This window comes from Lentibacillus jeotgali, from assembly GCF_000224785.1.
GTDB classification, from domain to species: Bacteria; Bacillota; Bacilli; order Bacillales; family Amphibacillaceae; genus Lentibacillus; species Lentibacillus jeotgali.
Genome location: NZ_AGAV01000007.1, coordinates 138,234 through 152,434, shown reverse-complemented (window position 1 = coordinate 152,434; position 14,201 = coordinate 138,234). Strand labels below are relative to the sequence as shown.

The window sequence follows — 14,201 nt, the reverse complement described above, 5'->3', positions numbered from 1 at the left end:
AAACATGAATGACGAAAGAAACAGATTAAAATACATAAATCGCAAAAACGATGAGTGAAACTGTGATCGTAATCCCATAAATCGCCAGCTGTATAGGGACATTTGTTCTCAATGAGGACGTTTCATATTCATGTGACCGTCTTAACTGATCTTCAAACGAATCGCCTTCCTCTTCATACTTTTTCATTTTGTCTTCCTCCTGTTTAAATGCAAAAAACGTTCCGCCCATAGCGGCAATAAATAATATGACAAGGAAAATAATCAATCCCATACTCATTGTAAAACCTCCCCTTTTACCAATATATACGAATAATAGCATGAAAACAGTGATAAATATCACAATTTAATAACAAAATGAATCTCCTCCGCAAGATACAAAAAACCACCCCGCCTGCCAGGCCAGGGTGGTTATCATGTTACAGGCTTCCGTCAATTAACGGAAATCCCTTGTGTCCTCAAGCGAACGTTTTGCCGCTGTGTATCCTACAATTGCTGCCAATGCCAGCAAAAACAAATATAATGTTCCGTTTTTCATGAAAATGTCCCTCCTCAATTGATTAAAGCATGCGCAGTTTCCCTTTTTTCAAGATAAGTTTCGGTCCGCCAAGCAGGAAGAGGTAGCGGTTGTCGATTACTTTTTTCATGGATACTGCAGGTTTGCCATACAATTTATTGTCATTGAATACCGTTCCCATAGCATCTTTGCTGCCCAGAGAAGCAACAGTACCTTTATCATCAAATACGAATTTGCTTAATGGTTCATTTCGCAGCAGCGCTTTTAAATTGTCCGAGCACGTATCAGCATGCTGCATTGCTGCCTGTGCGGTCGGCGGGAACGGCTTTCCTTCTTCTTCGTTCATAACCCATGCACAGTCACCAAGGATGAAGATATTTTCTTCATCAGGTGCACGCATGTCGCCGTCAACCGTTACTTTTCCTTTTGTAATGTCAAAACCGGACTTGGACAATATGGAGCTACCTGTTACGCCACCTGTCCAAACAATGGTGCCAGCTTTGATCTCTTCGGCGTCATCACCATCACCGATAACAAAGCTGTTTTTCTTGCACTCCGAGATTTTCGCACCTTCTCTAAATTCAACACCGCCCTCAGCCAGAGATTCCTTGGCATATGCCACAAGGTCATCATCAAAACCAGGCAGGACGCGCGGCATGGCTTCAACATTAATGATACGGACTTTGCTACGGTCAATATCATACTTTTTGCATAGCTCAGGTACTTTCTCAACGAGTTCACCAGCAAATTCGATGCCGGTAAAGCCGCCACCGCCGACAAGAATTGCCAGATCTTCATCTTTTGGATTCTTGGCAGTGCTATATTTGGCAAATTGATATTCAATATGTTCGCGGATCATGCGGCTGGAATCTATATCGGTAATAGAAAACGCATTTTTCTCCATGCCTTTAATGCCGAATGTATTCGTTTCGAAACCAAGTGAAATGACAAGATAGTCGTATGTAATCTCACTGTTTTTCAGAACAACACGGTTCTCGTCTTTTTTCACTTCGACAACTTCATCGTAAATCAGGTTGACACGGGTTGGATTGATCACGTCACTGATCATCATGCGAGCCTGGTTTTGATTTCTTGTCCCGGCGGCCACCTCATGCAGCCATGTGGTCTGATAATGGTAGTTATGCTTATTAACGAGCACTAACTCCGCTTCTTCAGGACTTAATTTTTGCATTAATCGTTTTGTGGTCATCATTCCGGCATAACCGGCGCCAAGAACGACTATTTTTGGTTTACTCATATAACTTCCACCTTTCCTGACTGGTTTAAAGCCTCTCTGTTAAGATCATATTTGATTTCAATTTTATCATATCAAAACTATCTTATTTAGGCTAGCAATTCAATACGTTGACGGCGTTTTTTGTCAAAATGTATAAAATCATTTACACTAAGTTTTAAACTGATCTCGAGGTGACCTATGGGAACAATTATGATTGATCGACATAATGATGCAGTTAACCAATTGAAAGCGGCCGATCAGCAAATGAATAAACTGATAGATATTGTCGGGGATGTTACAGTTTCGATGCGTCCTGACTATTTCAAATCACTGGTCCGCTCAATTATTGGCCAGCAAATTTCGGTACAGGCTGCAAGCACCATCTTTGGACGACTGGAAGCGCTGCTTGAGGGTCTTATCGAGCCGGAAGCCATTCTGAAGGTGTCTGATGAACAGCTGCGGACAATCGGATTATCCCGCCAAAAAGTTAACTATCTACGCGACCTGACCGCCAAGGTACATGACAAAACCATTGACTTTGCCCAAATGGATGATATGGATAATCGATCGGTCATCAAACTGCTGACAAGCATTAAGGGGATTGGAAAATGGACGGCCGAGATGTTCCTGATTTTTTCACTCGGAAGGATGAATGTGCTCGCCGTCGATGATATCGGTATCCAGCGCGGGGCAAAATGGCTGTATGAAGTTGATAAGTCTGAACGACGCCGGATTTTACTCGACAAAAAGCCCGTTTGGGACCCTCATCTGACCATCGCCTCATTTTATTTATGGGAGGTCGTTCATTTAGGCTTTGACAAGAAATATCAGTCAATTGACGCGATCATTTAAAAGGTCAGTGCCAGTTGGGAGCCGTTCTGGCACTTCGGGAAAAATAGTGTGACCTTCGGGAATTCTGGTAGATCCGGCCGTCCAAGAATCAACTATTCATAAAGCGCCCTAACCAGTATGCACTATGTGAGCTTTAACGGCGTGTCCCCGATTCAGTCAGTCTGACATTCACATTGACGTTAATCGGCATATCCGGATACGCTGACTTAAACTGATCCTTGGTATAATTCCGGTTTCTGCTTTTAACTTCCTCCTCAATAGCAAGCGGATCAATATTCAATTCCTGAAACCGATTAATCAATTTTTCTGCTTTTTGCTCTAAATCCTGTTCGATATCTTTTTGAATCACAGGTAACCGATCTGTGGGCTCTTGACCGGTGTACTCCCTAATAACGCCCCGAACCTTCACATTAAACGTCATCCCGCCACTCCCTTTTTCTGCTTCATAAACCACATCCCTATCTGATTCAAGATTTTCAATTGATATGTTATATGCATCACTTTTATATTGGTACTGCCCATCGCTGAGATTTTCATATAATAATTTAAAGACATTCGCTTTTACAATGGGTAATTTATCAACATATTTATCACCGTTGAAGAATGCAAGCGCTGTTAGCTCCGGCACCCCGCCTTCAATGCTGAACATCGGCATAAATGGATCACTCGTGTCACTTTTCAAGCTGGAATTAAACAGTTTTAAATTCGTTTGCGGCAGATTCCCATGCTTTATATTATGCTCAAAAAAATCACTGAAAAAAATACCTCTGCCCTTACCAGTTTTAACTGATTTAATCAGCTCCTCGGATGACCCTTCTGCCAGTGCCAAAAAGACATTGCCGCCAATTGATGGATCTCTTAATAAGAATTCGGTAAATTCGCTAAGCCCTTGTTCTGCTAGTTTCTGATTATAGAAAGCAACCTTTAGCTTGCCATTCAGCAATCGTTCAGTCGCTTTCGCATTTAATTTCACCCAATCGCCATACACTGTGTCAGCGGTATCTGTGTAGATATAATCCTCAACTTGAGCTTGCTGAAGATATTTTGGCGTTACAACGGTGCCCTGGATCTTATCCTGGTCAGTCGCATCGAACCCCGCTACTGTAATCATTTGAATTTGATCGATTATTTTTGTTGGCATCTGAGTGTTAAACAGTAAACTTACAATTACTAACACGAAAAAAGCAATATATTTAAGATACATTCTTACGCACCTTCCTGCGAATCAGGTTGATGACAAACAGAACAGGTATGTAAATAAACAAAAACACGAGGCCGATTTTACCGGCTCCATCATTTAATACATTCACACCTACCCTGCCCGTAGAACTCACACATGTTAGGAATAAAATAACGAGCAGCACAACAGCTGTCTTCTTATGGTCAAAGCCAAAGGTACGGTGCACCACGCGTGTGGACGCCCACATGTACAGTACGGCATTCGGCAAAATCATAAAGAACAGCGTGGCAATTCCAAAATATTCAAACCGCTCCATAAATGGCATTTCAATAATTTTCCATAGCCCCAATGATGCCCAAATGACCTCTTCCAATTCACTCTGATTATAAAAGAGATATGACACTAAGCATACAACGACATACAATCCTGTCGTATAGAGATTGCCATACTGGGCGTATTTTTGTGATTTGTTTGCTTCCCTTATAAACGGATAGAAAACGAGAAGCGTTGAAAAGCCCATAAAATTCAATATAGCTAAGGTCGACGATTGCATCAATTCTGTGATGGTATGATCCATAATGGGCAGTATGTGGTTCATATCCGCAAAACGCAATGGATAAATCACCGTCGGAATTAAAAGAGACGGATAGACAATACCAAGGAAACAAACCCCGACAACCGTCCGGAATTGATCGGATATCGTATAATAGATAAGTGGAATTAGAATCAATAAAAAGGCCCAAACCTTTAAATGCGGGAACATCCATACCTGGATAATCTCGATATACGTACGCAACACAACAGTTGCCATCAAAAGTAAATACATCGTGAATATAATCGTAACGAAATTTCCAAGCCACTTGCCGTACGTAAATTGATGGATTTCAACAATATCGCCCTTTTCAGCATTTTTCAGCATCTTATACATGAGATATATGATGCCACTGACAGCAAGGCCGGAAATGATTAATGACATCCAGGCGTCATGGCCGGCATATTTGTTAATGATACTTTCAAACCCGAGCACACCGACACCGATTTGTGAAGAGGTGATGAGAAAAAAAACCATCAACCCTGTTACTTTATCATCGAGTGAAATCATCGCTTACCCCTCTATTTATCAGTTTCTTCAGCAACAGGTCGCTTTACTTTAGTTGGACGCACTTGATATGGACGTTTCTGCTGCACGGAAAACGGCAGACGTATCAATGCGTCTTTGAAATCCTTAGGCCTGAACGGAAAAACCGGTGCAAAGAACGGCCGCCCGAGCGACGTCAGCCGCAGTAGATGTACCATAATATAAGCAATGGCAATCGTCAGACCAATTAACCCGTAAACATGCGAAACGATGATTAACGGGAAACGGATCAGCCTGATTGTGTTACTCATTTTATACACGGGCGTTGTAAATGAACCTAAAGCAGCAAGTGCAACAATAATCAGCAGTACATTGCTTGTCAGCCCCGCTTCAACCGCCGCTGTTCCAATAACAATACCGCCCACAATACCGATTGTCTGACCGATTTTGGTCGGCAGTCTGGCACCCGCCTCCCGCAGCAATTCAATGGTAAACTCTAGAATGAGTGCTTCTATTACAGGCGGAAAAGGCACCTGCGTTCTGGAATGGACAATTGTAGTAAGCAGTGTCTGCGGTATTATTTCAAAATGATGTGTCAGCACTGCAACATATAATGGTGTAATTAAAATTGAAAAAAAGACGGCAATTAAACGGATCAGTCGGAACGCAGACGCGGTCATCCAGTTTAAAAAATAATCCTCAAACGCGGAAAAGAATTCGATCAATGTTGTCGGCCCAAGTAAAACATGCGGCGAACCGTCGACAAATATAGCAATTTTTCCTTCAGCCAATATCGCGGCAATCCGGTCAGGCCGCTCCGTATCCAGCAGCTGCGGAAATGGTGAATTTTTGTTATCTGCAATCGTTTGCTGGATATACGAACTGTCAATCACCTGATCAATTTCAACATCTTTTATACGCTGTACCGCGGTATTGACATTCTCCTCATCAGCTATTCCATCTATTGAGACGACAGCCACATCTGTTTTCGTGATTGTACCGACTTTTAATTTCTTAACACTTAACTCGGGGATAGACAGCCTTTTCCGGATTAGATTCAAATTTGTGTCAATATCTTCAACAAACGCTTCTTTCGGACCGACAACACTGAACTCCACTTCAGGAACAGAAACCTGCCGTTTTTGATCGAGCGGCAGCGGAACCAGCAAATACGACGGGCTGACATTCGGCATGTAAATAAATACAAAACCCTTCACAAGCTTATCCTGAATATGATCGGAATTTTCCGCTAGTTCGGTTTTTGTGAATGGGATGTACCCATTTAATTCGCTTAAATCGTTATATATGTACTCTTGTACACGCGGCAGAATATATTTTTCGAGTTTTTGCGGATCAACAGCTGTTTTTAAATAGCCCAAATGAATCGTGCCATTTTCATGCTCATGCTGATAATGAATGAAAGAATCTTTCTTTTCTAATTCAGTTAACAGCTTGTCGAATCCCCTTTGCACTCTTTTCTGTGACGTCTTCTTATTCATGCGAACATCCTTCTAAGCTAAGCGATATGTTGATTTTAGTATGAAAGATTAAACACGTTATTATTCACCGATCGGATTTGGGTTCTATATAGTAGGACTTAGAAGAAACGTAAGGCTCGGTTAAATGGAAAAAAGTTTCAATTCACATACATATTTTACAAAGTATGCGGCATGATAAGTACGGAGCGCTCTTGCAGCGCAATAATTTTACTTGGAGGTATACTTATGGCACAACAAAACCAACAACAGCAACAACTGCAGCAAGCAGTTCAACAAGCACAGCAGGCTCAGCAAGCTGTTCAGCAAGCTCAGGCAAGTGCTGATCCGCAGCAGCTTCAGCAAGCTCAGCAGCAGGTACAGCAGGCTGAACAACAATTGCAGAACGCGCAGCAACAAGCTGGTGCCCAAGCACAACAAAACCAGCAAGTTCAGCAGGCGCAGCAGCAGCTTCAGCAAGCTCGCCAGCAAGCAACTCAAGCACAGCAATCCCAGCAAAATAACCAGTAATCTTTCGGGATTAAAAAGGGAGCCCAAAAAGTATGGGCTCCCTTCTGTTATTGATTCACCAATATCTTCACTATTTTATCTTCTATCTCTGGTCCATCTTCTTCATCCAACAGGTTATTAAGCATAATCGAAAATATAAATTTGCTTCCATTCGTCGCCTCTGCATAACCGGAAAGTGTACTGACACCATCAATTGTTCCGGTCTTAGCCTGTATACTGACATCGTTCATTCGGTGACGCAACGTTCCGCCCTTCATCCGATCTGAAGCGTTGGAATTCGGAAGCGCGTTTAAATACGTATCAAACCATTCTTTATCTTGCACGTTATACAGCAATCTGGATAGTTCATCCGGCGGCAGAAGATTCATATGAGAAATGCCCGATCCATCGCGAATCACAGTCGTATCGCTAGTCATGCCAAGACTCTTCATTTCAGACTCGACGACGTCCAGTCCTTTTTCCCAGCTTCCTTCATCATGAACGACTTTACCCATTTCCTTTACAAGAATCTCCGCATGTGTATTGTTGCTTAACTTCATGAATGGTACGAGCAATTCGGAAAGTGGCATGGATTTACCCGTATGCAGGACATCAGCTTTTTTTGGAGCTTGTCCTGTTTTCACCCTGCCGGTCCATGTGATCCCCCGCTCTTCCAGTGATTGTCTGAACAGATCCAGCGCATAACCGGTCGGCTCCCAGACGGCCATCCATTCTTTAACGTTGGCTGAATCAGCCGGAATGGTCCCGTCAATTGTAATCACATTTTCACCATGAATCCGATTGAGCGTTAAATCTTCCTCACCACCTGGCGTAGTCGTTTTTGCATTATTTTTGACCTGTACATAATCTGTATCAGGTGATACTGTAACTACCGGACTGTCCCCGGTATCAGCTGGTGCGACTTCAACAACAACCGTGCCGGCGTCAAAATCCTTATCAGGGGAAACCGTTAATGCAGAAATTTGCGCTCCGTAATACCAGTGCTCATCACTCCAGACAAGACCGGGCGACAGACGAACATCATCATACCAGGTATCATCAGCAATAATATCCCCATTGATCACATCAATTCCGCTTTCCTTCACTTTTTTGGCAAACATATCAAAGTCTTCAGGCATAAGCGTGGGGTCGCCTTTTCCTTTTAAAAACAGATTCCCGTCCAATTGATTATTTGTAATGGATCCCTCAGTCAACACCTCTGTGGTAAACCTGTAATCCTCACCCAATACAGAAAGTGCTGCTGCGGCGGTTAATAATTTCATATTGGAGGCCGGTCGCAACCGGACATCTCCATTATGACCATATAGTTTTTCCCCTGTTTCCCCATCTCGGATGCTTATCCCTGTGATAGCTCCTTGCAGCTTTGGTTCATTTTCAATCAAATGATTCAGCTTTTCACTCATATCGTGCCCCTCTCCTTCGCTGTCTATATGGTCAGGTTTATTGTCAGCGAATGACCCTGCCAGAAAAACGATTATAAAAAGAAAGAGCATTCCAAAGCTATAATGTTTCACGGTCATGGAATCACCCCGGTAAGCCTTATATTTATATTTCGTCATAAACAGTGCTGAATCCTTCTTGAAACGACACCTCTCCGTAAATGATAGACTTGCGGGGAATGATTTATACGTGCATGCAATTGTTGGATCGGCTCAAGCTGTCACAGAATCGGCTTAAATATCATGAAATCGGCTCAAATTGTCACAAACTCCGCTCAAGTTCACAAATTTTTCGCTCAAGTTGTCACAATTAGCTGAGCTGCGAACAAAGGTGCAAGCGTTCGTTTAGCAACGTACGCCCTACAGCTTTGACGCTGGAGCCGGACATGGCCTATAAAAAAGAGCCCCTTTTTTGAAAAGGGACTCTGTTTCCGATAAGGCGAAAATTGAATGAGCGCTGGCTTTTTTACCGCTTGGCCAGTTAATATATACAATACGTTAAAGTGAATGTTTTGCCAGGGCGATTGTATGACTATCCTCAAAAAGAGGCGCTTGACTGCTGGAAAGGGATTATTTGTCCTCTAATTTTCGGTCAATCGTTCCTTCCTTATAGTCATCAGACACTTGTTCATGCGTTTCCGCCATGCCTTTATCAAATTGTGTATTGCCAAGATAGTTGTCTGGTTCATAACCCCTCTCAGCAACGTTACGGCTGTCTTCCGGATTTACTTTATTTCGCTTCTTCGGCATACATAACCCTCCATTTAATTCAACTGTTGTTAGGTTGCCCAAACATTGATGGGGATAATATATCCTTTTTCTGACATTTATCGAACCACTAGTGTTCGATTTTTATTATTTTCTAAATCGCTTCTTTAATTCGTTGCGGATGTGTGTAAACGTTCATTTTGTCGGCTCTGACAAACCCGATTACCGTAATACCCAAATCGGTCGCCAGTTGAAGTGCCAAATCTGTCGGAGCAGATTTGGAAACGAGAATGCCCGCGCCAATTTTGGATATCTTAAGTAACACTTCGGAAGAAATCCGGCCGCTGAACACAATCAATTTATTTTTGACCGGAATGCGCTGTTTCAGGATATGGCCATAAATTTTATCGAGGGCGTTATGTCGGCCAATGTCCATCCGAATTGCAAACATATCATCGGGGGCTGCCAGGGCCGCATTATGAACTCCGCCGGTTCGGATGAACTGCTCCGATTCAGACTGCAGCTGGTTCATCAGGGTATAACACTGCTCAACTGTGACTGACAGACGACTGTAAACCGTTTTCGCCGTTCTGACATCACTTTTAAAATAAAATTGCCGGCTCTTCCCGCAGCAGGAACCGATAAAACGCTTTGTCTGATCCTGCGGGATGGCGTCGATATTTTTAGTGATATCAATATAAGCAAACCCTTTGCCTTCATCAACTGAAATACTGTTGATCTCATTATAAGAACGGATAATCCCTTCTGAGGCAAGAAATCCTATTGTCAATTCTTCCAAATCGGTCGGTGAACATACCATTGTGGCAAATTCATCACCGTTTAATATAACTGTCAAGGGAAATTCCGTGGCGATTTCATCATCCAGTGATTGTGGTTCCTCCCCATCAAACCGGATAATCTGCCAATTATGCTGTGTATTGTTCATTCTATCACCTTCCAGATCAACTTCCGTTCTTAATTCCATATTTGTGTAACGATATTTTTTCTTTTCTGTAAATTAAATTATCATGACAGTTGCAAGAACACAACCCTTCCAGCTTTTTTCGAGCATAGGTCATAAGAATCGTTACATCAACTAAAAATCCGAACGATGATTCAAAATCGCCAGTTAGATTCGAATCAGTTCGGATTTTTTATAACATTATCCGTTTCCATCAAAAACTTCTGCAGCGGTGGTTATAATTTCCCTGCTTAATCAAATCGCTTTTCCATTAACGTAGCAACTTCCTGAAAGCCAAGCCTCTGATAAAGCTGTTTGACTGAATTGCCGGCGAACACATTAAGTTGAACAGCGGCAACCCCCTTCTCCCACAATATTGCCGAAGCTTCATGACATAATGTTTCCGCGATCCCTTGCTTACGGTATTGTGGCAGGACATAAAGCTCAGGAATGACACCCACAGGTTTATCTGTATAATGATCAATTGTAGTTCCAACACCTATCCAGCCCTGAAGATTGTTACTCTCAGTGTGAACCAGATAATAGCCTCCGGAAGCCAAAAACGGGGCAATCATTTGCTGAGCTTTTTCCTGTTTTTCAGGAATATGCCCCATACTCGATTCCTTTAAAACGTCCATTGAATGACTGATAACCTCCCGGGTTTCACGTTTTGTTGCTTTTCGTATTGTCATCCGGTTATACAACTCCTATGCATCTACTGAATCAGCGTTTGGTAAATTTTGTGATCAGCGGGCTTACCTGTCCGTAAAGCTTTCCGACTTGCTGGGCTGTGGTCGTGATTTTGTCAATATCCAAGTTTCCGTCTGAATCCCGAAAATGATTCAAGATATTTTGTCCTGCCGGTTGCCGCTGCCTCTGAATTGCCGGACGTGGCGGGCCCATAGGAGGGCGTGGCGGCGGCATAGGCCTTTCTGGTCTTCCAAGATAGATCATCCTCATACCTCCCTGTTTTCGTTTTGTTATATCCTATTCAACTAAACAATTAAATGAAAAGGTGTTTGACTAATCCATTCACTTCTTTAGTAACATCGACACAGCCGGTGACATAGTGTATTAGATACAATAAGGTTAGGAGTATGCATATGAGTGTCATTCGAACCGACAAATGGTTGTTGGATACTTATCATAAACCGCTGGAACTTTGTGAAAAATTTAAAAGCCAATTTGATAAAGGTGTTTCAGCCGCCGACATTCATCAGCACTTAACAATGCATGGCATGTACCGAGAGCCACGGAAAAATGGGAATGAACTGATCGAAGGATTACAAAAAAACCATATTTGGCAAATCGTACAACGGGAAGCAAAAAATCTGAAGAAAGAATGGGACGGCCCAGATATCCCGGTTTTCATATTGCCCGCTGATACGAATAACCGAAAATTAAACCAAGAACAAAACGGGAAATCAGGACTGAGCTTCCCTGACAAACTCTTTTTGTTTGTTTCGGAAACCAATACAGAAAAAGAAATTCGGGCGTTGTTGACACATGAATACAATCATATTTGCAGATTATCCAAATACAGCAAAAAGGAAGCTGAATACACACTTCTTGACACCGTGATACTGGAAGGTTTAGCGGAAAACGCCGTCCGTGAAAGGTTTGGTGTCCGGTATACAGCTAATTGGTTATCGTATTACTCCGATAGACAATTACAAAGAATATGCATGAATCTGATACTCCCTAATCGGAATATCCCGAAATCCGGACGCAAACATTTACAAATACTGTATGGTCTCGGTCCTTATCCCAAAATGGCCGGCTATTGCGCCGGGTATCACCTGGTAAAAAACTATATGAACAAAGAAGACTTAACGTCACAAGACTTATTGCCTGTTAAATCGGAAACAATAATCGAAAAAACAGACGAACTCTGATCCGTCTGTTTTTCCGCGTTTGGGGACAAGCATTACCAGTAGAAAAATGGAAGCAAAGCCAGTGTGCCAATCGCTCCCAATGCGATACCATAGCCAAATCCGGAACCATATCCATATCCCGGTCCGTAGAAGCCATATCCGAAACCACCTAGATTTCCCTGGCAGCCAAACGGCTCTATAAATACACGATGGTTATCAACATCCCGGATCACACCACGGTGAACGACCCCATCACGTGTGGCTATTTTGACAGGTCTCCCTTTATATTTACAGCATAATTCATAATAATACCTGACCGACATTCTTTCACCTCCATTTTACAGAAACATACGACATTATATGTATACGGTAAAAATTCAGTAAGAGACAGATATACTGGGGAATCAGCGGAAAACACTCAAGCCAAAAACGTTACTTGTCTGAGCCCAATTCCTTTAATTTGGGGGAGTACCCATATCAATCTGCATTTACCTACATACATTACTAACAAAAGGTAATGGAGGTGTTGATGAATGAGTGAATATGTAGGCGGAGCAGGCTACGGTGGAGGCTTTGCCTTAATCGTAGTACTATTTATCCTGCTAATTATTGTCGGCGTTGCTTACGTTGGCTATTAATCCAAACATCAGCAAGTCTGGCTTTATCGTCAAGCCTTTATGACGAAAAGCCTTAGCTACACTTATACAGATAAGAAAGATTTTTCTTATCTGCCAAAAATACAAAATTTTTGAGGAGGAATTTAAATGGGATTTGGATCTAACTGCGGATGCGGCTTTGGCGGTGGCTACGGCGGCCAAGTTGCAGGAGCCGGCTACGGTGGTGCCGGATTCGGATATGGCGGTGGCTACGGTGGCTATGGCGGCGGTGCCGGCCGCGGCTTTGCGCTGATCGTCGTATTATTCATCCTGCTTATCATCGTTGGCGCAGCATGGTGCTAACCGCAGCCGTTTAAAATATCATAGTAAAAAACCCGGGCTGCCATGAACGGCAGTCCGGGTTTTTTACAGCATTTTTACCTTAATGATTAACGCGTTACGCTTATTCTTTAGCGCACCCAACACTCTGGAATAGTCTATTCATTATCTTTTCTTCCCAGTGTTAATGCCCCAGCAATCAGTGGAATTTGCAAAGGTAATCGTAACCATAGAATCCAAAGATTAGCTTGTTCCCCCGGCCGGAATGATATTCTTTTAACAGCCATGTACACATTCGCTGGAAAAACAGCGACCATAAAAAGTGCTAATAGTTTTCCTGTGATTTGTTGTCCTTTTTTTACCCAAAGCAAGACGGAAAGGATCATTTCAAATACACCTGAGACCAGCACGATGGTCCGTCGTAAAGGCAGTGTTTTGGGGACAATTTTACGAAAACCTGGTTCATGGATGAAATGCAAGATACCGGCTCCAAATAAGAGAATCGAATATAATGTTCGAAAAAACAATTTCATATGTATACCACCTTTTTATAACCTTTCCTGCTGGTATTTCTTACCAAGCCATTCGGTAGATCACCAGATTGTTTGACTTAATCTCTAAAAGCCATTATCAATTAACAATTGGAAGGAACCGATATTCCCAATGCGTTCGACATTCATTCAATTTATAGTACCCTTCTTGTTTATCCTTTGACATATAGCTACATTGCTGGCGTGCATTATTAAAAACATCTTGTACGTCATTTTCTGAGGCGCTATAATGACTCAAATCTGGAATAACCCCAATCCATGCCTGATCGGCATTTTTATCATATCTTGATTTCAAATCATAAATAAGCACACCGTTTGCCCCTTCATCCTTCACTACTCTAATTTCACTTTCATTGTTTTCGCCGTTTTCTCCAGCAACTTTCATAAACGCTTCAAGTATACCTTTATTTTTCAAATTATTATGCTTTAGTACAACATCATCTTCATTTGGAACATATTCTTCCAGTAGTTCTTCTTGGCTTTGTTCCTCCGCCTGATTATCGTGTGTTTTTGCTTCCTGTCCGGAATATGCGTCTTCAGAGGAATCGGTTTCTGTCTCTTGGTTAATATTAGGTGAATCTTGTGTACCTTCTTGTTCAGATGAGTTTCCGCAAGCAGCCAATATAAGGGATACTCCTATCAACATTACCATTAAAAATTTATGATTATTTTTCATTAAATTCTTCCTTTCTTGTCTTAGGGTCTAGTGTGCGTACTGATGCACTCCCTGTCTACACCTTATGACTAGTATAATAGAGGTGAGTTAAATAGTCACTACTTTTTAAGCTGCTTGTTAATTCCGCAAATGCGCCTGTCGTATAACGGAATAATATATAAAGGCCTGCAACGGGGGTGTCATCCATTTA

18 protein-coding genes are annotated in these 14,201 nt (G+C 42.2%); 4 read left to right on the top strand and 14 right to left on the bottom strand.

Annotation, left to right across the window (positions count from 1 at the left end; translation table 11 throughout):
- Positions 1-25: 25 nt before the first annotated feature.
- Together ON01_RS07135 and ON01_RS07130 are read right to left on the bottom strand one after the other, a co-directional pair.
- Positions 26-277 carry a hypothetical protein gene (locus ON01_RS07135; RefSeq protein WP_010530336.1) on the bottom strand — a complete coding sequence of 84 codons (252 nt, stop codon included), beginning with the start codon at positions 275-277 and terminating at the stop codon, positions 26-28.
- Between the two features lie 280 nt (positions 278-557).
- Complete coding sequence (locus tag ON01_RS07130; RefSeq protein ID WP_010530335.1) at positions 558-1,772, bottom strand: NAD(P)/FAD-dependent oxidoreductase; 1,215 nt, start codon at positions 1,770-1,772, stop codon at positions 558-560.
- Positions 1,773-1,949: 177 nt separating this feature from the next.
- On the opposite strand from ON01_RS07130, the gene ON01_RS07125 reads away from it, so the two are divergent.
- Entirely contained in the window at positions 1,950-2,603 is a 654-nt protein-coding gene (locus ON01_RS07125; RefSeq protein ID WP_010530334.1) for a DNA-3-methyladenine glycosylase family protein, read from the top strand.
- Between the two features lie 133 nt (positions 2,604-2,736).
- Here the strand turns inward: ON01_RS07125 and ON01_RS07120 are convergent, their stop codons facing one another.
- The 9 genes from ON01_RS07120 to ON01_RS07080 all read right to left on the bottom strand — a co-directional run bounded on the left by ON01_RS07120 (position 2,737) and on the right by ON01_RS07080 (position 10,929).
- Complete coding sequence (locus tag ON01_RS07120; protein WP_010530333.1) at positions 2,737-3,807, bottom strand: Ger(x)C family spore germination protein; 1,071 nt, start codon at positions 3,805-3,807, stop codon at positions 2,737-2,739.
- On the bottom strand, positions 3,797-4,885 hold the full coding sequence (locus ON01_RS07115; protein WP_010530332.1) for a GerAB/ArcD/ProY family transporter: 1,089 nt from the start codon (positions 4,883-4,885) through the stop codon (positions 3,797-3,799). The genes ON01_RS07120 and ON01_RS07115 overlap by 11 nt, the downstream gene beginning before the upstream one ends.
- 11 nt (positions 4,886-4,896) lie before the next feature.
- Positions 4,897-6,360, bottom strand: coding sequence for a spore germination protein (locus tag ON01_RS07110; protein WP_010530331.1), 1,464 nt, complete (start codon positions 6,358-6,360; stop codon positions 4,897-4,899).
- 223 nt (positions 6,361-6,583) lie between these two features.
- A complete protein-coding gene (locus ON01_RS19490) occupies positions 6,584-6,841 on the bottom strand; it encodes a hypothetical protein (RefSeq protein ID WP_029329031.1) in 258 nt (85 codons plus the stop codon).
- 73 nt (positions 6,842-6,914) lie between these two features.
- Entirely contained in the window at positions 6,915-8,426 is a 1,512-nt protein-coding gene (gene dacB, locus ON01_RS07100) for a D-alanyl-D-alanine carboxypeptidase/D-alanyl-D-alanine endopeptidase (protein WP_010530329.1), read from the bottom strand.
- 450 nt (positions 8,427-8,876) lie between these two features.
- A complete protein-coding gene (locus ON01_RS07095) occupies positions 8,877-9,056 on the bottom strand; it encodes a YozQ family protein (protein WP_010530328.1) in 180 nt (59 codons plus the stop codon).
- A 112-nt stretch (positions 9,057-9,168) separates the two neighbouring features.
- Positions 9,169-9,960: a formate dehydrogenase accessory sulfurtransferase FdhD gene (gene fdhD / locus ON01_RS07090; RefSeq protein ID WP_010530327.1), complete on the bottom strand. Its 792-nt coding sequence runs from the start codon at positions 9,958-9,960 to the stop codon at positions 9,169-9,171.
- A gap of 266 nt (positions 9,961-10,226) precedes the next feature.
- Positions 10,227-10,667: a GNAT family N-acetyltransferase gene (locus tag ON01_RS07085; RefSeq protein WP_010530326.1), complete on the bottom strand. Its 441-nt coding sequence runs from the start codon at positions 10,665-10,667 to the stop codon at positions 10,227-10,229.
- 31 nt (positions 10,668-10,698) lie between these two features.
- On the bottom strand, positions 10,699-10,929 hold the full coding sequence (locus ON01_RS07080; protein WP_010530325.1) for a YppG family protein: 231 nt from the start codon (positions 10,927-10,929) through the stop codon (positions 10,699-10,701).
- Between the two features lie 149 nt (positions 10,930-11,078).
- Here ON01_RS07080 and ON01_RS07075 point away from each other — a divergent pair, with 149 nt between their 5' ends.
- Positions 11,079-11,870: a DUF2268 domain-containing putative Zn-dependent protease gene (locus tag ON01_RS07075; protein ID WP_010530324.1), complete on the top strand. Its 792-nt coding sequence runs from the start codon at positions 11,079-11,081 to the stop codon at positions 11,868-11,870.
- A 32-nt stretch (positions 11,871-11,902) separates the two neighbouring features.
- On the opposite strand, the gene ON01_RS07070 is transcribed toward ON01_RS07075, so the two are convergent.
- Positions 11,903-12,172, bottom strand: coding sequence for a hypothetical protein (locus tag ON01_RS07070; protein ID WP_010530323.1), 270 nt, complete (start codon positions 12,170-12,172; stop codon positions 11,903-11,905).
- Between the two features lie 210 nt (positions 12,173-12,382).
- Here ON01_RS07070 and ON01_RS18875 point away from each other — a divergent pair, with 210 nt between their 5' ends.
- The gene (locus ON01_RS18875) at positions 12,383-12,487 is read left to right on the top strand and encodes a YjcZ family sporulation protein (protein WP_083838364.1); all 105 of its coding nucleotides are present in this window, start codon (positions 12,383-12,385) and stop codon (positions 12,485-12,487) included.
- 126 nt (positions 12,488-12,613) lie between these two features.
- Positions 12,614-12,808 carry a YjcZ family sporulation protein gene (locus ON01_RS20045; RefSeq protein WP_010530322.1) on the top strand — a complete coding sequence of 65 codons (195 nt, stop codon included), beginning with the start codon at positions 12,614-12,616 and terminating at the stop codon, positions 12,806-12,808.
- Between the two features lie 134 nt (positions 12,809-12,942).
- Here the strand turns inward: ON01_RS20045 and ON01_RS07060 are convergent, their stop codons facing one another.
- On the bottom strand, positions 12,943-13,317 hold the full coding sequence (locus ON01_RS07060; protein ID WP_010530321.1) for a DoxX family protein: 375 nt from the start codon (positions 13,315-13,317) through the stop codon (positions 12,943-12,945).
- A gap of 97 nt (positions 13,318-13,414) precedes the next feature.
- Entirely contained in the window at positions 13,415-14,011 is a 597-nt protein-coding gene (locus ON01_RS07055; RefSeq protein WP_010530320.1) for a hypothetical protein, read from the bottom strand.
- Positions 14,012-14,201 lie beyond the last annotated feature (190 nt).